This window comes from Kitasatospora sp. NPDC056651 (assembly GCF_042792155.1).
Lineage (GTDB): Bacteria > Actinomycetota > Actinomycetes > Streptomycetales > Streptomycetaceae > Kitasatospora.
Window position 1 is genome coordinate 1 of record NZ_JBHTWX010000020.1, and the last position, 22,051, is coordinate 22,051.

Here is a 22,051-nt window from a genome sequence, read left to right on the forward strand (position 1 = left end):
ACGTCGCCAAGGCCGCCGGACTGGCGGTGTCAGCCTGCGGAGCGCGGGTAAGACCGGGACTCGTCCCGGCACAGCGCGAAGAAACAGGAACCCACTCGAAGCCCCGCCCGGTGACCACCGGCAGGCAGGCGGGAATCTCCGTCCTTTAGGGCGGAGAGGATGTCAATCGTTGATCCTGGACCGCAGGATCGGCTCGTACGAGCTGCCGCCCGGCTCGATCGTGATCGGCGCCGGGAACCGCGCCACCGACGGCGCGCTCGCCCGCCCGATGGCCTCCGCGCTGGTCAACCGCATGGTCCACGTCCATCTGCGGGCCAGCGCCGAGGACTGGCTGCGCTGGGCGGCCGGCACCGGCATCCACCCCTGGATCGTCGACCACCTCACCGACCGGCCCGACCACCTGTGGTCCGCCCCGCCCAAGACCGAGGAACCGTTCTCCACCCCGCGTGCCTGGCACATGCTCTCGGACGCGCTGCACTCCTTCGGTCCCGCCCTGGACGAGGGGACCCTCAAGGTCGTCGCCCACGGGCTGCTCACCGCCCAGCACGCCGTGGCCTTCTGCGGCTACGCCAAGATCGTCCGCAACTCCTACGGCCTGGAGGCGATCCTCAAAGGCGACGCCCGCTGGCCGCACCGGCTGGAGGACCGCGACCTGCTCTACTACCTGGCCGACGCCTTCCGCGGCCGGCTCGTCAAGGAACTGCCCGCCCGCAAGGAACACGCCTCCGGGGCGCAGCGGCAGACCGCCTTCCGGGCCAAGTCGCTGCTGGTGCAGCTGGCCGAGATATCGGTGGAGGTCGCCCAGACGGTGATCGCCGACGGTCCGGACGGCAACCCGCTGCTGCCCGCCTGGTTCCTGATCGAGGCCGCCCGGGACATGCCCCGCCTGGTCGAGGCCCGCCGGTGAACCGCGCCCCGGCCGACCGGAAGAAGCCGGACCCGGGCGCCGAGGCCTTCGCCGAGGGCCTGGCCCGGCTCCGCGGCAACCGGGCCCTCGCCGCCCTGAACGCCGACGTCTGCCGCAGCGAGGACTGTGCCACCGCCCCGCCGGACGGCTGGGCGGTGGTGGACTCCAACGGCACCCTGCACGTCAACCCGCGCCGCCGGGCCGAACCCGAGGAGTGGGCCTGGGTCCTGGCGCACTGCCTGCTGCACCTCGGCTTCGGCCACCTCCCGGGCGCCCGCGGCCGCGGCACCCAGCCCGACGCCCACCTGGCCGCCGCCCGCTGCGCGGTGGTCAACCGCTTCCTCGCCACCTTCCCCGTCGGCCACGCCCCGGTCGCCGTCCCGCAGCAGTACCCGGGCGGCGACGAGGAGGAACTGGCCGCCCGCTGGCGCCGCGACGGCCTGCCGCCCACCGACGCCGCCGGAACGGCGGGCACCGCCGGCACCGCCGCACGCGACCAGCTGCTCGTCGAGTGGCGCGGCCACGGCCAGGCCCCCGAGGACTGGCCGACGGCCTTCGCCGCCGCGCTCACCCGCACCATGTCCGCCGCGATGGACCGGGCCGGCGGCCGGATCGACGCCGAGACCGGCGAACGCCTCCCCGAGCGGTCCTGGAACCGGGCCCTCAACTGGTTCGTCTCCTCCTACCCCCTGCTCGGCGCCGTCGCCGCCGGCCTCACCGTCGTCGCCGACGCCGAACTCGCCCGCGCCCACGACATCGCCGTCGCCGCCGTCAACGCCGAGGCCGCCGAGATCTACGTCAACCCGCTGCGCCACCACACCGACGAGGAGTGGCGGTTCATCCTCGGCCACGAGATCCTGCACGCCGCCCTGCGGCACGGCGAACGCCGCGGCGGACGCGACCCGTTCCTGTTCAACGTCGCCGCCGACTACGTCATCAACGGCTGGCTGCTGGAGATGGGCGTCGGCGACATGCCCGACGGGCTGCTGCACGACCCGCAGCTGAAGGGCCTGTCCGCCGAGGAGGTGTACGACCGGATCGCCCGCGACCGGCGCCGGATCCGCCGCCTCGCCACCCTGGCGGGGAAGAACCGTCCGGACGTCCTCGGCGAACCGCTCGGGCCGCCCCGCGACTACGTGGACCTCGACGACTTCTACCGGAGAGGCCTCCAGCAGGGCTTCGAACTCCACCGGCGCGAACGCGGCCTGCTCCCGGCCGGGCTGGTCGAGGAGATCCGCGCACTCGCCCACCCGCCACTGCCCTGGGACGCCCGCCTGGCCCGCTGGTTCGACGAGTTCGTGCCGAGGCCGCAGCCGGTGCGCAGCTACGCCCGCCCGGCCCGCCGGCAGTCCGCCACCCCCGACATCCCCCGGGCCGGGCGCCACCACCCCGAGGAGGAGGTGCCGCGCTGCACCTTCGGCGTCGTCCTGGACACCTCGGGCTCGATGGACCGGACGCTGCTCGGCAAGGCGCTCGGCGCGATCGCCTCCTACGCCGCCGCCCGGGACGTCCCGGCCGCCCGGGTGGTGCACTGCGACGCCGCCCCGCACGACGCCGGGTACCTCCCGGTCGAGGAGATCGCCGGGCGCCTGCGGGTGCACGGGCGCGGCGGCACCGTCCTCCAGCCGGGCATCGACCTGCTGGAGCGGGCGGAGGACTTCCCGCCCGGGGCACCCGTCCTGGTGATCACCGACGGCGAGTGCGACGTCCTGCGGCTGCGCCGCGAGCACGCCTTCCTCGTCCCGCGCGGCGCGGCGCTGCCGTTCACCCCGCGAGGGCCGGTCTTCCGGATGACCTGAACGGGCCGGACCGTGAGGCGGGGGGCGTTCCGGTCGGGCGTTCCAGGGCGAGGAGAACGCGCAGGTCAGAGGAGGTGCGACCGTTCCAGCGTCCCGTGTCGCCCGGCGGCGCTGGTGGGCGGGACGGATCGCGGGGCAGTCTTCGGTCCGGCGGCGACCGGCACCGGGCCGGGGCCGCCCGGCCGCGGAGCGCGGCCTCCCATGGCGTTCGTCCGCCATGCACCACCCGACCAGAAGGAAGTCCTGCCATGCGCCTCTCGAACCGACGCCTGATCGCCGTCTTGCTGGCGGCCGCCGGCCTGCTGGCCGCCGGGGCCACCCCGGCCGCCGCCGTCCACGGTGGGTCGGACACCACGACCAAGGCCCACCCCTTCGTCGTGGCCCTGGAGACCGCCGCGGGCGAACAGTGGTGCACCGGCGCGCTGATCGCGCCGACCAAGGTGCTCACCGCGGGCCACTGCGTGGCCGAGGCGAGCGACCCGGGCTCCCTGCGGGTGATCGCCGGCCGGACCGACCTGACCGGCACCGGCGGCCAGGTCCGCCGGGTGAAGGGCTACCGGGTCGACCCGCGCTACACCGCGGGCCTGGAGCACGACTCCGCCGTCCTCGCCCTGGACCGTCCGCTGCCGCAGACGCCGGTGCGGGTGGCGCGCCAGGGGGACGAGGCGCTGTACCGGTACGGCCGCACGGCCACGCTGCTGGGGTTCGGGCGCACCGGCTCGGACGGTCCGGGCACCCGCCTCAAGCAGGCGGTGCTGACGCTGGCTCCGCCGGCCTCCTGCGACCCGTACACCGAGCCCGGGGACTCCCCGCTGCTGAAGGTCTGCGGTCTGCCGCGGGCCGGTACGGCGGACAGCGTCTGCAAGGGGGACTCGGGCGGGCCGCTGGTGGTCGGCGGTGTGGTGATCGGGGTGGTCTCCACCGGCAACAAGTACTGTGACACCCAGTTCCCGGTCTCGGTGTTCACCCGGGCCACCGACGTGCCCGCGCAACTGCTGTCCTGACCGATACCGGTGCCGCTGCCGGTACTACCGCGGAAAGGCCGTCCGCGCCGAACGCGCGTCAGGGTGTGGGTAAAGGGGGCGTATCGGATGAACCACGCACTTGCGTGTGCATGTCATTTAATGACCCTTTACCATTCATCAGATATGAATCCCTGACATTCGTTCATATGATCGCTCCGTCTCTGCATAATTCCGGTGGAGGACTCGTGGAGGCCTTCGCGGCAAGCAGAGGGGGTTGCGTGATCTCACCCGATCAGACCGGAGAACTCGTCGAGGCCACCTACACCTGGGCGCGCTCCCTGGAGACCGCCTTCGGCGCTCCGGAGCCGCGCCGGCCGGGGGCCCTGGACGGCGCGGCCCAGCAGATGACCGAGGCCGTGGTACGGGCCCGGCAGCGGGTGCTGCTGGCGGAGCCGGCGGACAGCGCGCCCGGCCGGCGCTGCTGGCTCGGGCTGCTGACCGGAGCGCTCGCCGACAGCGCGCGGCGGGGCAGGGACGTGCGGCTGCTGCTCGGCGGCAAGCGGCCGTGGCGGCCGCAGGGGGCCGCGGAATGGGCCGCGCTGGACGGTCTGCAGCAGGCGGGCGTGGTCCTGCGGGCGGTGTCGGGCCCCGTGCAGCCGATGCTGCTGACGGACGCCGCCGTGCTGCTGGGCGCGGCGCGGGAGGCTTCGGCCGGCCCGGACGACGTGCTGGAGGTGACGGAGCGGTCGACCTCGCAGATCGTCCACCACCTGGCCGCGATGCTCTGGGAGAGCGGCGAGCCGCTGTGAGCCGTCGGGCCGGCCGACCGTCGAACCGGTCGGCCGGCCCCGGCATCGGACCCGACGTCGGACCGAGGCCAGACTTGAGGCCGGACCCGAAGCCAGACCCGGGCGTCAGACCCGGCGGATGTCGCGGCGCAGCCGCCACACCGCGAGTGCTCCGAACAGGACCGTCCAGACGACCAGGCCGCCCACCGGCACCAGCACCTCGCCGCCGGACACCGCGGCCCGGGCGAGCGCGCCCGACCCGTACGCCGGGGTGAACGGCGCCAGTTCGCGGAGCATGCCGGGCAGCACGTCGAGCGGGATGAACAGGCCGCCGAAGACGGCGAGCAGGGCGAGGCCGGGGCCGGCCAGCTGCATCACGTTCTCGGAGGGCAGCAGCAGCCCGCAGAGCAGTCCGAGGACGGCGAACAGCAGCGCGGGCAGCCAGGCCGCCGCCGCGGCGAGCAGCCACTCGCCCCAGCCGAGCCGGACGCCGAAGGCCGCGCCGAGCGCGAACTCGGCGGCCACGGAGACGAGTCCGAGCACCATCGCGGTGATCGCCTTGACGGCGACCTGGCCGAGCGGGCGCATCGGGGTGAGCCGCAGCTGGCGCTGCCAGCCGGCGGCGCGTTCCACCGCGATGCCGGCGCCGCAGCCGGCCGCGCCGACCATCGCGCCGTACGCGGCCATGCTGACCATCACCTGGGCCAGCGGTCGCCCGCCGGACGCCTGGCTGGGCAGGCCGTAGAGGAGGAAGAAGGACGTCGGCATCGCGACCACCAGCACCACGGTGCGCACGTTGCGCAGCACCCGGCGGATCTCGAGGGCGAGCACGGTCCGGTTGCAGCCGCGCAGCGGTGATCCGGCGGAGAGCGACAGGGACACGGGTTCCTCTCAGTCCTGGGTGCGGGTGGGCGGGGGGACGGCCGCGGCGAGGGCGAGGAACGCCTCCTCCAGGCCGGAGGAGGTCACCTCGATCTCGCGGGCGGCCGTCGCGGCGAGGTGGCGCACCACCAGGTCGGAGTCCTCGGTGTGGACGGTGAGGGCGGGGCCGTGCTGCTCGACCCGGCCGACGGCGGGCAGGGCGCGCAGCGCGGTCAGGTCGGCGTCCGGCCAGTGGGCGCGAACCACCCGGCCGGCGGCGTGGCCGCGGATCTCGGCGGGGGTGCCGTCGGCGGCGATCCGGCCGGAGGCCATCACGACCACGCGCTTCGCGTACTGTTCGGCCTCGTCGAGCTGGTGGGTGGCGAACAGGACGGTGGGTCGGCTGGGGATCCGGGCGACGGCGTCCCAGAACTGGCGGCGGCCGGTGACGTCCAGGCCCGCGGTGGGCTCGTCGAGGACCAGCAGGCGGGGGCGGCCGAGCAGGGCCAGCGCGAAGTGCAGCCGTCGGCGCTCGCCGCCCGAGCAGGCGCCGACCCGGCGGCGGGCGACGGCCTGGAGGCCGGCCAGTTCGAGCGCCTCGGCGAGCGGCAGCGGGTCCCGGTGCAGCGAGGCGAAGTAGCGCAGGGTCTCGGTGACGGTGAGGTCGTGGAGCAGGCCGCCGTCCTGGAGGACCGCGCCGACCTCGCCGCGGGCGGCGGCCTCGGCCGGGGTGCCGCCGAGGACGGTGACGGTGCCGCGGTCGGGGGTCTGGAGGCCGAGGAGCAGGTCCATGACGGTGGTCTTGCCCGCGCCGTTGGGGCCGAGCAGGGCGGTGAGTCGGCCGGGCAGCAGGTCGAGGCTGATCCCGTCCACGGCACGGACCTCGCCGAACGCCTTCTCGACCCGCTCCAGGCGGACGCCGTCCGGTGCGGTGCCGCTCACCACGCGGCCCGCCGCGCCACCGCTCACCGCGCCGCCGCTCACCACGCCACCGCCCGGGTGTCCTGGCCGATCCGGAAGCCGGCCTGGAAGCGGCTGACCGCGTCGGTGGCGCTCATGATGTCGGCGATGTGGCGGCGACAGGTGCGCAGGGAGACGTTCAGGCTGCGGGCTATGGTCTCGTCCTTCTCGCCGCCGGCCAGTCGGCGGATGATCTCGCGCTTCAGGTTGCTCTCCAGCATCTCGTCGATCGGGTTGGCGGGCCGCAGGCACCGGGCGGAGCGCCAGACCAGGTCGAAGGCGGAGGCGACCGCCTCGGCGACCGCGGCGTCCCCGATCACCAGGGTGGGCGGTTCGTCCTCGGGGGTGCGGGGCAGCAGGGCGGCGACCCGGCGGTCCACCACCAGGACGGCGTCGAGCCGCCGGTCGAGTTCGCCGCCGCTCTCGGCGACCCGGACCTGTTCCGCGAGCGGGTGCGCGGCCAGCTGCTCGCGGCAGCTGTCCAGGGACCGCGGGTCGAACAGGGCGCGACGGTCGAAGTCGTGCCAGGCGAGCGCGAAGCCCCACAGGTCGAGGGCGGCCCCGCCCGGGACGCGCTGCCAGATCACCGCGGTCCGGGCGCCGCGCAGCAGGTCGGCCAGGGTGGCGCCGACCGCGCGGCTTCCGGTGGCGCTCTCGTACTGGGGGAATCGTTCCGCCACCGCGCGGACCGGTGCGGAGGTTCGGGCAGCCGTGAACTCCGTCGGCTGCACGACTCCACTGGAGGACAGGGTCATGTGACACCTTTCTGCCTCGTGAGCGGCTTCGTGCTCACGTGCTGCTGCACAGGCGGAAAACGGGCCTCTGTGTGGGGGACCGGCCCCGGACGTCTCCGGATTCGGCTGGCCCAGTCTAGGTTCGTCCGGTGACGACCGGCAGTCCTGACGCATGGTCAATGATCGCCAGTCTCAGAAGGATTCCGGCCAGCTGTGACTCCGCGGCGAGACCGAGGCCGAGCCGGTTGTGGGCCATGTGCAGGTGGGAGGCGAGGATCTGCCGGGCGCGGCCGGCGCCGAGTTCCCCGGTGAGGGCGGCGGTGGCGGCGGCGAGGCGACGGGTCAGCGGGGACCAGCGGCCGGCCTCCCCGGCGGCGAGCCGCCGCAGGGCGGGCGCGCAGGGCCGCAGTGCCTCGGCCTTGGCGTCGAGGGCGCCCGGATCGGGTGGCGGGGTGTCCAACAGGGCCTGCCAGCCTGCGGTGTTGGCGTGCAGGAACTCCTCGGGGTCGGGCCAGGCGGGCAGCGCGGCGGCGAGCAGTTCGAGTCCGTCCACCAGGGTCCGGGCGCGGCCGGCCTGCCCGGCCCGGGCGGCGCAGGCGCGCAGGCAGACCACGCTGGAGACGTGGAACAGCTGCTCGGCGGCGGCCATCGCGCCCGGGCCGCCGTAGCGGTCCACCTCGGGCCGGTAGTCGGCCCGGTGGACGCCGGGGGCGAGCAGTTCACCGGCCGGGAGGCTGGTGCCGTACTCGCCGAGGGCGGCGAGCGGGGCGGCGAGCTCCGCGTAGCGGGCGGGGGTGAGCCGGCCGTCGGCGGGCAGGGCGGCCTCGATCCCGGCGAGGCCGCGCGCCAGTTCCGCCTCCACCTCCGCCGCCGACCGCTCGGTCAGACCGGCGACGCGCAGGCGCAGGTGCGGTCCGTGCTGCCAGTAGCGGAGGTAGAACCAGGAGCGGGGCGTGCCGTCGGCGGCCGGTCCGGCGAGGCGCAGCGCGCCGGGCACGCACGTCAGCAGGAGCTGCTCGACCACCGCCGGGTCGGCGGTGGGCACGTGCAAGTGCCAGCTGTGCCAGGGCGGTTCGCCGGTCATCCGCGCAGGTCCCAGAGCGGCCCGGTGTACCGGGGCGTGCCGCAGACAGTCATGAAGACCGGGACCTCCTTGCGGTCGAGCCCCAGCAGGGGCTGCAGGTGGTGCTCGTCGTAGGAGCGGGCCGGCCGGGCGACCAGGCCGTGGGCGGCGGCGGCCAGGCACAGGCCGTGCGCGGCCCAGCCGCACCACTGGGCGGCGAGGGCGAGCGCGGCGGGGCCGAACTCCTCGACCAGCGCGCCGGGTTCGGCGCTGTGGACGTACAGCACGCCGGCGTGCCGCAGGGCGATGCCGGTGTCCGGGGCGTCGGGCCGTCCGAAGCCGGGTTCGAGGCGGGCGGGCAGGCCGGGGCCGGGCCGGTGCGCGGTGAGCCGGCCGTCGGTGAGCCGGTAGGCGCCGTCGGGCAGGCCGGCGACGTTCTGGAGGACCACGGTGCGGCGGATCCGTTCGGCGACGCGTGCCGTCAGGGCGTCGGGCGGCGGGACGGCGGCCCAGGCCAGCAGGTCGCGCAGCGCGCGTTCGGCGACGGGCGCGGGGCGCAGGGCGAAGCCGTAGCGGCGGCCGGGCACCCGGCCGGCGGAGCGCCGCCACAGGACCTCGGCCCAGCTGGGGCCCGGTGCGTCGGCGAACGCCGGGATACCGGTCAGCGGGCCGGCCGGGGCGGCGGTGCGGCAGCGGCTGAGGGCCCGGCAGTCCTCGGCGTCGGGGTCGGCGGCGGTGAACCGGGCGTGGTCGGCGGGGGCGGGCGCGGGGCCGGGCAAGGGTCGGCTGGGGCCCGGGTGGTGGGCGGTCAGTTCGACGGACAGCGGGGCGCTCCAGCGTCCGGTGCCGGCGGCGGCGATCAGCCGCTCGGCGGGTGCGTCGTCGGCCTCCAGGCGGCCGGGGACGCCGAAGGCCTGCGCGGTGACGGCCCAGGCCCGCAGGTTGACGCCGAGTTCGGCCTCGCAGACGGCGAAGCGCAGGCTGCCGTAGGCGGCGGGCAGGTCGGAGTAGCGGGCGGCGAGCACCAGCCGGGTGCGGTCGTCGGCCTCCCCGCGGACATCCCCGCCGGCCTCCCCGCCGGCCGGCGGGGAGGTGAGGTCGACCAGGGCCCGCCGGTACGGGTCGAGGTAGCGGCGGACGCCCGGGCCGCCGAGCAGCGCGTGCACCGGGTGGCGGGCCCGGCCGGAGGCGGTGCCCCGGTGGTCGGGGAACTGGTGGTCGGGCTCGCGCCGTTGCAGGCCGAACGCGGTGGCCAGTGCCGCGCCGAGCGGGTCGGCGCCGTACCGCAGCGGGCCGGGGAAGGCGGTGTCGGCGAGCAGGTCGTGCGGGTCGCCGGGCAGCGGTGTGCCGGTGGCGCCGAGGGCGTGCGGGGGCGGCAGGTAGGCGGTGGTCGGGGCGGTGTCGTCGATGGCGCGCTGCTCGCCGAGCAGGCGCTTGCCGGGGCCCTGCCGGTAGCCGAAGGCGAGTGCCTCGGCCGGGCCGGGTGCCGGGCGGGCGGTCACGGGAAGGGGTGGGGGTCGAAGGGCAGGTCGCGCTCGTCGGCGTCCAGGGTGTCGAGCAGTCTGGGAAGTCCGGCCAACCGTTGCTGGGCGTGGCCGAAGCACATCGGGACGATGCCGGGCACCACGGCCTTGACCGCGGTCATGCCGTGCGCGGTGTGCTCGGGGGTGGACTGGTCGACGATCAGGATCCGCCGCAGCCCGGCCGCGTCGTAGAGCCCGGCGACGTGGTCGAGGGCGCCGCGGACGTCGCCGCGGGCGGCCCGTACCAGGGAGTGGGGCCAGTCGGGGAACGCCTCGGCGGCGGTGGTGAGCGGCCCGCCGAGGACGCGCTCCACCCGGGGCAGCAGCTCCGGGAAGGTGTAGCGACGCCAGTGCTCGGCGATGGTCTGGATCGACCAGGGGTCGTCGACGGTGTGCTCGTACGAGGCCGGGTCCCAGGCCAGGCCGCCGCTGACCATCTGGGTGAGCTCCCACAGCGCGGCGCGGACGGCCTGCTCCGGGTCCGGGTGGCAGCCGGCGGTGCTGAAGCTGGCGGGCAGGGCGCGGCGGCGGTTGACGGCAAGGGCCCAGACGGCGGGCAGTTCGAGCCGGTCGGTGATGACCAGCAGGTGCACCTCGTAGCCGTGTTCGTCGGCGAGGCGGAGCATCATCCGGCTGGCGGGGTCGCGGATCGTGCCCGGGTCGAGGCGGGGCAGCGGCCGGGCGCGGTGCCAGGCCAGCAGGAACGCGTCGCGCTCGGCGAGTTCGAGCAGGGCGTGCAGGGCGGCCTCCTCGTACCCGGAGCCGAGGGCGCTGCCGCTGGAGGACTCCAGGAAGCAGTTGCGTCCGGCCTCCGCTCCCTCGCCGTACGGGCGCAGGTCGTAGCGGTAGCGGAAGAAGCCGATCTCGGCGGGGACCAGTTGGGGCGGGCCGCCGTCCAGCGGGTGGGACCAGACCCAGTCCAGCCGGGTGTCCGGGGTGAAGCGGCGCAGCCGGCTGTGCGGGGAGGCGAGTTGGGCCTCGGTGTGGTGGCCGAGGGTCATCGGGTCGAGGGCCAGGCCGCCGAGTTCGCGGTGGGTGGCGCCGGGGAGCAGCGGCGCGTGGTGGGGGTAGCCGGCGGTGCGTTCGTACGCCTCCAGGACGGAGACCGCCTCGGCCTCCCGGAAGGACCCGGCGCGGCCCATGCCGGCGGGGGTGCCGGCGAGCAGTTCGGTCTCGGTGATCGGGAAGGTGCCGGCGGCGTGCCGGGTGGTGCGGGTGATCGGGCCGAAGCGGGGGTCGGCGAGTGCGGCGCGCATCCGGGCCGGGTCGAGGCCGAAGGGGGCGGCGGGGCCGCGCAGCGGCAGCGCGGCGGTGGTGGGTTGGGGCTCGGTGGGCCGGGCGGGCGGTGGTGCCGGGTCGGTGAGCAGCGCGGGGGCGGGGTCGCCGCAGACGGTGCAGCCGTGGTCGCGGGCGACCCGGTGGCGGCTGATCCGGCCGTCCGCGGTGACGGCGGTGGTCTCGCCGGGTGCGGCGTCGCGGGTGGCGAGGTTGGTCAGCAGGGCGTCGACGGTCGCGGCCAGCCAGGGCGGCAGGGCGGCGGTCCCGCGGGTGGCGGCGGTGCGGGGCGGGGGTGTCTCGCGTTCGGCGCGGCGGCGGACGAAGCGCTGCTCGGGCTCCAGGGCGCGGGCCCGGTCGGCGCGTTCCGCGCAGCCGGCGCAGCCGCGTTCGGCGGCCGGGGTCCACAGCGGGCCGATGAGGATCTCGTGGGCGGTGAGCCGGACGGAGAGCAGGGCGCGGTCCTCGGCGCGGGCCCGGTCGAGGGCGGAGCGCTCCCAGGCGGCGTCGTGGCCGGAGCGGGCGGCGAGCAGGACGCCGGGGCCGAGGGTGTCGGCCCAGTGCCGCCAGGGCCAGGAGGCGGGCAGTCCGGGGCCGAGCAGCGGGGCGGGGGACAGGGCGGTGGTCACGCGCACCACACCCGTCCGGCGGTGGCGGGCAGCGGGCCGAGCACCGGGTCGTGGTGGCGGACCGCGGCGCGCAGCGTGCCGACGCGTTCGGCGAGGTGCTCGGCGAGCCGGGCGAGTGCGGCGTCGGCCCGGGCCGCGGTGAGCTGTTCGACGGGGGTGGCCGCTCCGGCGGCGACGAGCCGGGCCCGGGTGCCGGGGTCGGCCTGGGCCTGGGCGGCGGCGGCGGTGAGGGCGGCCTCCAGGGCGGTCGAGCGGTCCTCTCCCCAGGCGGCGGCGCGCAGTTCCCCGGTGGCGTCGGCGGCTTCGGCCAGCTGCCAGCCGGTGCCGTCGAGCCGGCGGACGGTCAGGGTGGTGTCGCGGTGGAACCACTCGTCCAGGACGCTCCACATCGAGCGCTGCCGGGCGTTGTCCAGGTCCTCCCAGGCGACCGGTGCCGGTGCGGCGAGGGCGGGTCGCAGCAGGCGCAGGGCGCCGTCCAGCAGGAAGCGGGTCGGGCTGCTGCCCGCGGCGGGCACGGCGTCGGCGGGGTGTGCCCCGGGCGGGTGGCCGGTGGCGGCGAGGGCGCGCAGGGCCTGGAGGACGGCGTCCAGGACGGCGGCGGCGCGGGTGCGGCCCCAGGCGGCGAGCGGGTCGCCGCCGAGCGGGCGGACGGTGGCGAGGGAGACCGGCAGCTGCGGCAGCGGGCCGTCGTCGCCGGGGACGACCAGTCCGGTCCAGGGCGCGGTGAGCGGGGTGAGCGTGCCGAGGACGGCGGCGGCGTCCGGGGTCTCGGTGTCCGGAGCGCCGCTGTTCGAGGCGTCGGCATCCGGGGCGTCGGCGTCCGGGGCGGTGCCGCGGGGCGGCCGGGCCAGGGCGTCCCACTCGGCGGTGGCCCACTCGGGGGCGGGGCGCTCGGGCAGGGCGGGGAGCCGGCTGGTGGTCAGGTGCGGGCCGTGGATCAGCAGCGGGCCGGGGCCGCCGGGGCCGCCGAGCAGCCGGTCCAGGGTGGTGTGGGCGGCCAGCGACCCGGCGAGGGTGGCGCTGAGCGGGGTGGGGGCGGCCTCGTGCGGCCGGGCGTCCAGCCAGGCGGCGATCCGCTCGGTGAGGGCGGCGGGTTCGCCGCCGTCGCCGAGCAGGGCGTACCGCTCGTCGGTGTGGACGGTGACCGTGCCGCCGTCGGCGCGGCGCAGGGTCAGGGCGGGCCGTTCGGCGCCCCCGGCCGGCAGGTCGGTGACGCCCGCGCCGCGCAGGGTGCGGACGGCGGTGCGGGCGGCCGGGCCGGACCCGAGGACGGTGACGGTGGCGGCGCGCAGCGCGGCGAAGTCCCGGTAGGGGTCGGTGCTGCGGGTCTCCAGGTGGGCCAGCACGTCGGCGTACTCGGCGGCGGTCCGCGGGTCGGGGGCGGGGACGGTGAGCGCGTCCAGGTCGAGCAGCACGCCCTGGTGGAGCAGCCGGCCCAGGACGTGGGCGAGGACCGGGCGGGCGGCCGGGTCCCCGGTGGCGGCGGCCAGCTCGTCGAGGTCGGCGCCCTCGGTGAGCGGGCCGAGCAGGCCGTCGATCAGTTCGTGCAGGGCGGGCGGGCCGGCGAGGACGAACTCGCGGCCGCCCCGGGCGACGTACAGGCCCTGCGGGACGGGCGCGTAGTGGGTGTCGGGACGCAGTTTGACTCTCATCCGAGGGCCGCCTCCCGGTCGACCTCGACGGCCCACTCGAAGGCGTGCGTGCCGTTGCGGACCGCCGGTAGCGCCTCCTCGAAGTAGCCGCGGTGGCGGCGTTCCATCAGCCGCGGCAGCACCCGGACCATCAGGGCGCTGGCGAGGTCCACGTACTGGGGCTTCTCGCGGCGGCGGGCGGCGATGATCTGCTCGATCTTCGGCGCGGGGGTGTCCTCGCCGGGGCGCACGAGTCCGGGCAGCCGCCACAGCGGGGTCTTGACCACGATCTGCTCGGGCACGTCGTGCCGGGCCCGCCACGCGGTGAGGGCGAGCAGGTCGGCGATCTCGTCGACCGGGGCGCAGGGCGCGGGCAGGTCCTCGCCGGGGTACCAGCGGCGGCGCTGCAGGACGCAGTCGCCGGCCACCAGCCGGGGGTAGTGCACGGTCGGGGTGGTGTCGCCGGGCGGGCGGGCGGCGCGGTGGGCGCGCTCCACCGGGTCGAAGGCGACCAGGCTGGGCCCGTGCAGCCAGGCGGCGACCAGCAGCGGGGCGGGCTGGGCGTCGATCCACTTCATGCCGAGGGAGAGCACCCGGATCGGCTGCCCGTCGCCGTCCAGCAGCGTCAGCCGGTCGGTGGCGGGGTCGTGGGCGAGCCGGGCCCGGGCCCAGTCCCGCGGGGTGAGGCGGCGCTCCAGCAGCGGCAGCCGGTGGTTGAGGTTGCTGCCGTGCAGGCCGTGGTCCTCGACGGGCTGCTCGCCGCGGACGGAGTGCAGCCGGTGGAGCCGCTCGCGCAGCCGCTCGCGGAAGACCCCGTCCCGGTCGGCGGTGTCCAGGAAGCGGGTGGTGAGCTGCCCGGAGCCGGGGTAGCAGGCGTTGACCACCAGTCGGCCCCCGCCGGCGGGCTGGATCAGCAGGCCGTACGAGGGGCTGTCGCCGGCGCACTCCTCGGGCAGGCCGTCGGCGAGGGCGGCCAGGTCGGCGGCGGTGCAGCGGGCCTCGGTCAGGCCGTCGGCGCGGGAGCGTTCCAGCAGGTCGGTGAGGGCGCTCTCGGCGTGTGCGCGGGCCCGCTGGAGGCGCGCCAGGACGCCGTCGGCGGCGGCCGGGTCGGTCTCCAGGAGCCGCTGGCGGGAGCGGACCTCGGCGACCAGGCCGGGGGCGTGGTCGAGCAGCGGGGCCTGGCCGCCGGCGCCGAAGCGGTCGGTGAAGGCCCGCACCAGCAGGGCGCGCACGTCGTGGTGGCGGTCGAAGAGGTGCAGGAAGCGGCCGACGGCGGGCAGTTCGCCGAGCGCCGTGTCGTGGCCGCGGGCACTGACCCGGGCGGGCGGCAGCAGGTGGTCCTCGTTGACCCGCAGCCGGACCGGGACGGCGCTGAGGGTGTTGAGCTCGCGGCCGGCGCGCTCGATCCGGCTGAGCGCGGCGACCCGTTCGGGCACCGTGCCGCGGGCGGCGCGGGCGAGTTCGGCGCCGATGCCGTCGAGGAGGGCGGCGGCCCGGCCGTGCCCGGGGGCGAGCGCGGCGGTGGCCTCGGCGAGCAGGTCGGTGCTCTGCTCGTCCAGGAGCGGGGCGGGCACCAGGATCTGCGCCCGGACGGCGGCGGTGACCAGGGTGGCGGTGGCCTCGGCGGGCACGCCGAGGCGCCGGGCGGTGGCCTCGGCGAGCTCCCGCGGCGTCAGCGGACCCATCTCGGTGAGCCGCAGCAGCACCGTCAGTTCGCGGTTGAGTTCGGCGGCGAGCATCCGGCCCTGGCCGTCGCCGTGGTGGTGGAAGCGGATCCGGTCGCCTTCGACGCGCAGCATCGGGTTGCGGGCCAGCAGCGTCGCGCTGGTCCGCTCGGGGTGCTGGAGGATGCCGTTGACCAGACCGGACAGCTGCGGCTGGTCGAGCCTCAGCAGGCTGTGGGCGTCCCGCCGGGGGAAGCGGACCTGGTCGAGCGGGGTGCCGTCGTCGGCCCATTCGGCGAAGCCGGCGGCGGTGAGCCGGGCCAGCGGGCTGACCCGGACCACGGCGCGGGCGTAGTGCTGGACCAGTCCGCGTTCGGACTTGCGGTCGCGGGCGGAGGTGCGGCCGGCGGCCTTGCGGTAGCGCTGCACGGCGTCCAGGACGTGCGGGGAGTTCAGCGCCAGGGAGAGCAGGAACGGCTCGCTGCCGAGGGCCTCGGCGAACGCGGCGCGCTCCTGGGCGAGGAACGCCGCGTGTCCGGCCCGTACGGCGGTGCGCGCGAGGCGGCGGCGGCCGTCGGCGTCCAGCCAGGCGGTGACCGGTTCGGGCAGCGGCTCGGGCCACGGCCCGGGGCCGGGATCGCGGTCGTTGTGGACGGCGCGGCGCAGGTGCAGCAGCCGGTGCCGGTCGGCGCCCCCGGCGTGCGCGATCGCCTCGTACAGGCTGTCGCGGGCGGCGTCGGCGAGCCGGGCGCAGCGCTGCTCGGACTCGGCCAGCGCGGTCAGCGCGGTGCGCAGCTCGGGGCCGGCGAGCCGCCGGCCGGGGGTGGGGTTGACGCGCAGCATCACGCTGTCGGCCAGGACCCATCCGCCGGCGGGCGCGGACGGGCGCGGCGGGGCGGCGGGGGCGGGAACGGCGAAGGTGGGCACGGGGGAGCGGCCTCTCTGGGGACGGGACGCGGCTGCGCGAGGGCGCGCGGCACCGGCCGCGCGGCCGGTGCCCGGAACGGGCCGCACCGGACCGCGGGCGGGCAGGACGGAAGGGGAGGCTGACGACCGCCGGAAGCAGGGGGGACGGTCAGGACGCGGCGAGCTGGCTGCGCCGGGCCCGCATCCGTTCCACCGACGTGGCCCCGGTGAGCGCGTCCGCGGCCTCGGCGAGGCCGTAGCAGAGGTAGTAGCGCTGCATGGGGGTGATGCCGAAGCAGGTCAGTGTCGGATACAGGGTGTTGAGCAGCAGCCGGTAGGCGTTCTGCCGGTAGTTCTGCCCGGCGGCCTCCCGGTTCTCCAGGTAGGCGGCGATGAAGTCGCTGCGCACCGGCCTGCCGAGCGGGTACTCCATGGGGCCGACGGCCTGGTGGATGGCGTCCTCGTTCAGGACGTCGTGCGCGCACGCGGCCTCGGCGGTGCCCCAGATCCGGGTCAGCGCGCTCTCCCAGCCGCGCAGCAGCGGGCTGTCGACGGGCTGGGTGAGCGCGGCGGTGAAGCGCTCCGCGTCCTGCCGGTACCGCCGGGCGTAGATCGCGCGCAGGTCGGTGTGGTTCCCGGTGGCGGAGCAGACGCCCTCGACGTGGGAACGCAGGGCCAGGGTGCCGACGGGGTAGCCCTGCGGATGGGAGCGGGCGACCAGGGCGAGGATCCGGGCGAGCTGCGGCAGCAGGTCCTCGTCGGGCAGGGCGGCGGTGTCCAGGACGGAGTCGAGGAAGGCGTCGGCCATCAGGTCGCGGGTGAGCAGCAGCGGGGCGGAGAAGCGGGCCGCGTCCTCGTCGGGTCCGGACTCGACGTGGCCGTGCGGGTGCAGCGGCAGCGGGTCCTCGCGGCGGTTCTCCCAGCGGCCGAGCTGCTCGGCGCGGCGCAGGTAGTCGGTCTCGGTCAGGGGCGGCGCGGTGAGTTCGGCGGCGGCCCGGCGGGCCTGTTCGGTGAACTCGGCCAGCAGGGGCGGGCGGTGCGGGTAGGAGCGCACCAGCACCCGCAGGTGCGAGCCGTGCAGCCAGCCGCGGCGCAGGTGCACCACGGGGAGCTGCTGCGCGTCCCTGAGCAGCCTGAGCGGCGTGTCCAGGGCGCGCAGCAGGTCCCGCGGCTGCGCCGAGTGGTCGGTGATTCGTACGGCCGTGCCCGGGCCGATGGTTTCCATGGCGTGTCTCCCGGAGGTACGCGAGGCGACCGGTGCGGCTGAGGCCGCGCGGTCGTTCGCAGGTGGCCGATTGGCTGGTGCGGGGCGCTGTCCCGGGTCAGTGCGGCGTTCGGGCCGGCTGCCGGGCGGTCAGCGCCTCAGCTGCTGGGCGGTGTCAGCAGCAGGAGGTGGACAGCGAGCCGGAGATGCCGTTCAGGTCGGCCTCGCCGAGGACCTCCTCGCCGTCCGGGGTCACGGTCGGGTAGACGATGATGATGGAGGCGCCCATGTCGGGCAGCGCGACGCCGTCGCCGGCCTCCAGGACCTCGAGCTCGGTGACGTCGAAGGCGCCGAAGTCGATGCTCATGTCGATTGTCCTCTCGGTTCGTTCGAGGACGTCGGTCGTCCTCGCAACGGCAATCAGCTTCCGGGTCGGGAGCCGTGCCGGGCAAGCGGCCGGCGCGGCATCAAGTTGCCGAGCGTCCACGGGTTTTGACATGGACTTGAGTGGAATTCGAGGGTCCCTTGAGCCGCCGCCGACCGGCGGAACGGAGCAAACCGGTCCATAACCCGCTTGCAGTTTGCTGCCAACGGGCACCTCGGCGTCCCGTCCCCTCTGGACGGCACCGGGGCCGACCTCGCAGAGTCGGGGACCGACCTGGCGGCGCACCTGCGGCCGCGGCCCTCCATCCGCCGATCCGGCCGGGCATCCTGTTCAGAATCGGAGCCATCGTGATCCAAGCCCAGGCACTGACCCGCAGTTTCCGCACCCGCTCGGGACCCGTGCAGGCCGTCGCCGGCGTCGACCTGTCGGTCGCCGAAGGCGAGGCCGTCGGCTTCCTCGGACCCAACGGGGCGGGCAAGACCACCACCGTACGGATGCTGTGCACCCTGCTGCGGCCCACCTCCGGCACCGCCAGCGTCGCCGGGCTGGACGTGGTCCGCCGGCGCGCCGAGGTCCGCCGGCAGATCGGCTACGTCGGGCAGAGCGGCTCCGGCGGCGACCACCGCGCCGGCGACGAACTGCGCACCCAGGCCCGGCTACAGGGGATGACGGCGGCACAGGCCGCCGAGCGGGCCGCCGAGAGCGCCGAGCGCTTCGAACTGACCGACCTGCTGGACCGCCCCTGCGGGCGCCTGTCCGGCGGGCAGCGCCGCCGGCTGGACCTGGCCCTCGGGCTGGTGCACCGGCCGCGGGTGCTGTTCCTCGACGAGCCGACCGCCGGCCTCGACCCGCAGTCCCGGGCCAACCTCTGGGACCACCTGCGGGCGCTGCGCGCCGAGCAGAACCTCACCGTCTTCCTCACCACCCACTACCTGGAGGAGGCCGACGGGCTCTGCGACCGCATCCTGGTCATCGACGGCGGCAGGATCGTCGCCGCCGACACCGCCAAGGCACTGAAGGACCAGATCGGCGGTGACGTGATCATCCTGGAGACCGAGCAGATCGGCGACTGCGCCGCCACCGCCGCCCGGGTGCTGCCCGACTGCCGGCCGGACGTGACCGCCGAACGGGTCCACCTGCACTGCGCGAACGCCCAGCGCAGGCTCCCGGAGCTGCTGAAGGCACTGGACGCGGCCGGGATCGCGCTCAGCTCGGTGGAGGTGAAGCGGCCCAGCCTGGAGGACGCCTTCCTCCGGCTCACCGGCCGCTCGCTGCGCGAGGAGAGCCCCGCCACGGCTTCGGCGGTCGCGGCGGTGACCCGGTGAGCACCCTCCGCACCAGCCTGATCATCTTCCGCCGCTCGCTGCGGTTCACCCTGCGCAACCCCGCCTGGGTGATCATGAGCCTGGTCCAGCCCCTGCTCTACCTGGTGCTGTTCGGCCCGCTGCTGGCCAGACTGGCCGCCGTGCCCGGGTTCGGCGACAACCCCTGGCGGGTGTTCGTCCCCGGCCTGCTGGTGCAGCAGAGCGTCTTCGCCTCCGCCTTCGTCGGCTTCGGCGTGATCGCCGAGATCCGCTCCGGCGTCCTGGACCGGATGCGGGTCACCGCCGCCGGGGAACTGGGCCTGCTGCTCGGCCGGGTGATGCGCGACGCCGTGGTGTACGCCGTCCAGGGCGGCCTGCTGGTGCTCGGCGCCGTCGGCCTGGGACTGCGCGCCTCGCCGGCCGGGGTGGTGCTCTCCTTCGCCGTGCTGTGCGTGCTCGGCCTGGCGATGTCCGCGCTGTCGTACGGGCTGGCGCTGCGCATCCCCGCCGAGGACGTCTTCGGACAGCTGATCAACGCGGTCACCCTGCCGACCCTGCTGCTGTCCGGGGTGCTGCTGCCGATGACGCTCGCCCCCGGCTGGCTGTCCGGGCTCTCCCGGGCCAATCCGCTGACCCACGTGGTGACCGGCGTCCGCGAACTGTTCGACGGGAGGATCACCTCCACCGCCACCCTGGCCGGCGCGGCGGTCACCATCGGCCTGGCCGCCCTGACCGTCTGGTTCGGGCTGCGCTCGGTCCGCTCCACCGACCGCTGACCGCCCAACCCGCCCACCAGCCCGCCAGCCCGCCCTGACCGCCCAGCCCGCCCGGGCCGCCCCCAGAAGGGAACCCCAGTGCCCCTCGGTACCACCGCGCCGCCCGCCACCGGGCAGCCGCTGCGCCACCGGCTCGGCAACGGACTCACCGTCGTCCTGCTGCCCGACCCCGAGGTCCCGGCCGTCGCGGTCGCCGTCGGCTACGACACCGGCTACCGCAGCGAGGCCCGCCCCGGCTTCGCCCACCTCTTCGAGCACCTGATGTTCCAGGGCAGCTCCTCGCTGCCCAAGCTCGGACACGCCGAGCGGGTCCAGGCCGCCGGCGGCGCCTTCAACGCCGTCACCCAGCGCGACCACACCTGCTACTACCAGGTGGTGCCCGCCGAAGCCCTGGAACTGGTGCTGTTCCTGGAGGCCGACCGGATGCGCGGCCCCCGCATCACCCCGGAGACCATCGCCAACCAGATCGCCGTGGTGACCGAGGAGATCAACCAGAACTTCCTCGGCCGCCCCTACGGCGGCTTCCCGGCCTTCACCCTGCCGCCCGTACTGTTCCGCGACGAGGCCAACACCCACAACGGCTACGGCGACACCCGCTCGCTGAGCGGCGTCACCCCGCAGGAGTGCGAGCGGTTCTTCGCCGACCACTACACCCCGGGCAGTGCCGTCCTCGCGATCAGCGGCGCCTTCGACCCGCGACACGCCCTCGACCTGGCCGACAAGCACTTCGGCGCGCTGCCCGCCCGCCCCCGCCCACCGCGCCGCGACCACACCGAACCGCCGCCGGACCAGGAACGCGCCCACACCGTCACCGACCCGCTGGCCCCGGCCGCCGCGGTCGCCGTCGGCTGGCGCTGCCCCGCCCCCGGCACCCCCGCACACCTGGCCGCCCTGCTCGTCGCCGCCCTGCTCGGCGACCCGCAGCAGGGCCGGCTGCGCCGCACCCTCGTCCGCGCCGGACAGGCCACCCAGGCGGCGGTGCTGCCCTCGCTCACCGGCCAGGCCTTCGACGCCCGCGACCCGGAGGCCCTCGTCGCCACCGCCGTCTGCGCCCCCGGCCGCACCCCCGGCGAGGTCGCCGCACTGATCCGCCACCAACTCGCCCTGCTCGCCGAGCCGGACGGCTTCGACCAGGCCGAACTCGGCCGCGCGGTACGGCGCTTGAGCGCCACCTGGTACTCCGAGACCGACCCGGTCGCCGCCCGGGCCCGGCGCGCCGCCGCCTTCGAGGTCCTGTACGGCCGGGCCGAACTCGTCACCGAACTGCCCCGGCTGCTGGCCGACGTCGACCTCGCCCAGGTCCGCACCGCCGCGGCCGCGCTCGCCGCCTGCCCACCGGCCGTCCTCACCGTCGAACCGGCCGGAGGCCGCCCGTGACCACCGCCCCCGCCATCCCCGCGGTGCCGCGCCCGGCGGCCGCCCGCCCACCGGAACACCGGGAACGCACCCTGCCCAACGGCCTGCGGGTGCTCGCCGCCCGGCGCGCCGCCGTCCCGGTCGTCGAACTGCGCCTCGCCCTGCCGTACGGCGGCCAGACCCCCGAGCACGCCGCCGAGGCCGAACTCCTCGCCGCCGCACTCACCTGCGGCGCCGCCCGCCGCGACCGCGCCGCCGTGGACGAGGTGCTCGCCGACTACGGCGGCAGCCTGCGCGTCGAAGCCCGCCCCGAGCGGCTCAAGATCACCGCCCGGCTGCTCGGCGAGGGCCTGCCGACCCTCCTCGACCTGCTCGCCGACCTGCTCACCGGCACCGCCTTCCGGGCCGCCGACGTGGAGGCCGAACGGGCCCGGCTGCTCCAGCGGGTCCGGCTCGCCGGCCGGATGCCCCAGTACGCCGGCCGCGCCGCCCTGCTGCGGCACTGCTTCGGCGAACACCCCGCCGCCCGGGAGACCCCGGACGCCGAACTGGTCCGCGAGGTGTCCGCCGACACCCTGACCCGCCGCCGCGCCGAAGGGCTCCTCCCCGCCGGCTCGACCCTGGTCCTGGTCGGCGACCTGACACCGGAACACGCCCTGGACGCCGCCGCCCTCGCCCTCGCGCACTGGACCGGCCCCGGCCCGGCCCGCGAGATGGCCAGCCCCCCGCAGATCGCCGGCGGCCCCGTCGCCGACGTCCGCATGCCCGGCCTGCGACAGGCCGAGGCCCGCCTCGCCGCGCCCTCGCTGCCCCGGACCGACCCCGGCTTCGCCGCCCTGCACCTGGCCGAACTCGTCTTCGCCGGCTACTTCTCCTCCCGACTGGTCCGCTCCCTGCGCGAGGAGGCCGGCTACGCCTACAGCGCCCGCTGCGCCGCCGTCGAGATCGGCACCATCGCCGTCAACCTGGTCCAGTTCGGCGTCGACCCCCGCCACCGCGACGAGTCGCTGGAACGCACCTTCGACGTGCTGGCCCGCCTCAGCGGCGACCGGCCGCCCACCCCGGCCGAGGTCGAGGCCGCCGCCGGCTACAGCGCGGGCATCCGGGCGATCTCCCTGGCCACCCAGATCGGCCTCGCCGACGCCCTGCTCGACGCCGCCGTGCACGGCCTGCGCCCGGCCTGGCTGTCCGCCTTCCCGGCGTCCCTCGCCCAGGTGACGGCCGACCAGGTCGCCGAGGCGGCCCGCACCCACCTCGATCCCGGCGCGTTCACCGGCATCGTCCTGCAGCCCTGAACCCCGCCCCACCGCCCCCCGGAGGA

17 protein-coding genes and 1 pseudogene are annotated in these 22,051 nt (G+C 76.3%); 8 read left to right on the forward strand and 10 right to left on the reverse strand.

Annotated elements, in window-relative coordinates; translation table 11 throughout:
• Positions 1–166 precede the first annotated feature (166 nt).
• The 4 genes and pseudogenes from ACFRAR_RS10905 to ACFRAR_RS10920 form a co-directional block, all read left to right on the forward strand.
• A pseudogene (locus ACFRAR_RS10905) lies at positions 167–907 on the forward strand (MoxR family ATPase); the annotation flags it as partial.
• Positions 904–2,706 (forward strand): hypothetical protein, encoded by a 1,803-nt coding sequence (locus tag ACFRAR_RS10910; RefSeq protein ID WP_380697111.1) that lies wholly within the window; start codon positions 904–906, stop codon positions 2,704–2,706. The pseudogene ACFRAR_RS10905 and the gene ACFRAR_RS10910, both read left to right, overlap by 4 nt.
• A 248-nt stretch (positions 2,707–2,954) precedes the next feature.
• Positions 2,955–3,710 (forward strand): S1 family peptidase, encoded by a 756-nt coding sequence (locus ACFRAR_RS10915; protein WP_380697113.1) that lies wholly within the window; start codon positions 2,955–2,957, stop codon positions 3,708–3,710.
• Between the two features lie 239 nt (positions 3,711–3,949).
• Positions 3,950–4,480 (forward strand): hypothetical protein, encoded by a 531-nt coding sequence (locus ACFRAR_RS10920; protein ID WP_380697115.1) that lies wholly within the window; start codon positions 3,950–3,952, stop codon positions 4,478–4,480.
• Positions 4,481–4,585: 105 nt separating this feature from the next.
• Here the strand turns inward: ACFRAR_RS10920 and ACFRAR_RS10925 are convergent, their stop codons facing one another.
• The 10 genes from ACFRAR_RS10925 to ACFRAR_RS10970 form a co-directional block, all read right to left on the reverse strand.
• Positions 4,586–5,341 carry an ABC transporter permease gene (locus ACFRAR_RS10925; protein WP_380697117.1) on the reverse strand — a complete coding sequence of 252 codons (756 nt, stop codon included), beginning with the start codon at positions 5,339–5,341 and terminating at the stop codon, positions 4,586–4,588.
• A gap of 9 nt (positions 5,342–5,350) precedes the next feature.
• Positions 5,351–6,304, reverse strand: a complete 954-nt coding sequence (locus ACFRAR_RS10930; protein ID WP_380697119.1) for an ABC transporter ATP-binding protein — start codon at positions 6,302–6,304, stop codon at positions 5,351–5,353.
• Positions 6,301–7,035 carry a hypothetical protein gene (locus ACFRAR_RS10935; protein ID WP_380697121.1) on the reverse strand — a complete coding sequence of 245 codons (735 nt, stop codon included), beginning with the start codon at positions 7,033–7,035 and terminating at the stop codon, positions 6,301–6,303. Before ACFRAR_RS10935 ends, ACFRAR_RS10930 begins: the two co-directional genes overlap by 4 nt.
• 115 nt (positions 7,036–7,150) lie before the next feature.
• Complete coding sequence (locus ACFRAR_RS10940; RefSeq protein WP_380697123.1) at positions 7,151–8,098, reverse strand: thiopeptide-type bacteriocin biosynthesis protein; 948 nt, start codon at positions 8,096–8,098, stop codon at positions 7,151–7,153.
• A complete protein-coding gene (locus tag ACFRAR_RS10945) occupies positions 8,095–9,579 on the reverse strand; it encodes a hypothetical protein (RefSeq protein ID WP_380697125.1) in 1,485 nt (494 codons plus the stop codon). The genes ACFRAR_RS10940 and ACFRAR_RS10945 overlap by 4 nt, the downstream gene beginning before the upstream one ends.
• A complete protein-coding gene (locus ACFRAR_RS10950; protein ID WP_380697127.1) occupies positions 9,576–11,504 on the reverse strand; it encodes a TOMM precursor leader peptide-binding protein in 1,929 nt (642 codons plus the stop codon). The genes ACFRAR_RS10945 and ACFRAR_RS10950 overlap by 4 nt, the downstream gene beginning before the upstream one ends.
• Positions 11,501–13,156 (reverse strand): hypothetical protein, encoded by a 1,656-nt coding sequence (locus tag ACFRAR_RS10955; protein ID WP_380697129.1) that lies wholly within the window; start codon positions 13,154–13,156, stop codon positions 11,501–11,503. The genes ACFRAR_RS10950 and ACFRAR_RS10955 overlap by 4 nt, the downstream gene beginning before the upstream one ends.
• Positions 13,153–15,726, reverse strand: coding sequence for a hypothetical protein (locus tag ACFRAR_RS10960; protein ID WP_380697131.1), 2,574 nt, complete (start codon positions 15,724–15,726; stop codon positions 13,153–13,155). Before ACFRAR_RS10960 ends, ACFRAR_RS10955 begins: the two co-directional genes overlap by 4 nt.
• A gap of 148 nt (positions 15,727–15,874) precedes the next feature.
• Positions 15,875–16,930, reverse strand: a complete 1,056-nt coding sequence (locus ACFRAR_RS10965) for a hypothetical protein (RefSeq protein WP_380697133.1) — start codon at positions 16,928–16,930, stop codon at positions 15,875–15,877.
• Between the two features lie 154 nt (positions 16,931–17,084).
• Positions 17,085–17,276 (reverse strand): hypothetical protein, encoded by a 192-nt coding sequence (locus ACFRAR_RS10970; RefSeq protein ID WP_380697135.1) that lies wholly within the window; start codon positions 17,274–17,276, stop codon positions 17,085–17,087.
• Between the two features lie 365 nt (positions 17,277–17,641).
• Between ACFRAR_RS10970 and ACFRAR_RS10975 the strand changes: the two genes are divergently transcribed.
• From ACFRAR_RS10975 to ACFRAR_RS10990, 4 genes are all read left to right on the forward strand, one after another.
• Entirely contained in the window at positions 17,642–18,619 is a 978-nt protein-coding gene (locus tag ACFRAR_RS10975; protein WP_380697137.1) for an ATP-binding cassette domain-containing protein, read from the forward strand.
• Positions 18,616–19,374 (forward strand): ABC transporter permease, encoded by a 759-nt coding sequence (locus tag ACFRAR_RS10980; RefSeq protein ID WP_380697139.1) that lies wholly within the window; start codon positions 18,616–18,618, stop codon positions 19,372–19,374. The genes ACFRAR_RS10975 and ACFRAR_RS10980 overlap by 4 nt, the downstream gene beginning before the upstream one ends.
• A 78-nt stretch (positions 19,375–19,452) precedes the next feature.
• Entirely contained in the window at positions 19,453–20,751 is a 1,299-nt protein-coding gene (locus ACFRAR_RS10985; protein WP_380697141.1) for a M16 family metallopeptidase, read from the forward strand.
• Positions 20,748–22,025 (forward strand): M16 family metallopeptidase, encoded by a 1,278-nt coding sequence (locus ACFRAR_RS10990; protein WP_380697143.1) that lies wholly within the window; start codon positions 20,748–20,750, stop codon positions 22,023–22,025. Before ACFRAR_RS10985 ends, ACFRAR_RS10990 begins: the two co-directional genes overlap by 4 nt.
• The last annotated feature ends 26 nt before the right edge of the window (positions 22,026–22,051 follow it).

What these genes read in the sequence shown, in the direction of transcription:
- ACFRAR_RS10915 (WP_380697113.1), top strand. Translation starts at nt 2,955, where the DNA reads ATGCGCCTCTCGAACCGACGCCTGATCGCCGTCTTGCTGGCGGCCGCC.
- ACFRAR_RS10935 (WP_380697121.1), bottom strand. Translation starts at nt 7,035, where the DNA reads ATGACCCTGTCCTCCAGTGGAGTCGTGCAGCCGACGGAGTTCACGGCT.
- ACFRAR_RS10940 (WP_380697123.1), bottom strand. Translation starts at nt 8,098, where the DNA reads ATGACCGGCGAACCGCCCTGGCACAGCTGGCACTTGCACGTGCCCACC.
- ACFRAR_RS10955 (WP_380697129.1), bottom strand. Translation starts at nt 13,156, where the DNA reads ATGAGAGTCAAACTGCGTCCCGACACCCACTACGCGCCCGTCCCGCAG.
- ACFRAR_RS10965 (WP_380697133.1), bottom strand. Translation starts at nt 16,930, where the DNA reads ATGGAAACCATCGGCCCGGGCACGGCCGTACGAATCACCGACCACTCG.
- ACFRAR_RS10970 (WP_380697135.1), bottom strand. Translation starts at nt 17,276, where the DNA reads ATGAGCATCGACTTCGGCGCCTTCGACGTCACCGAGCTCGAGGTCCTG.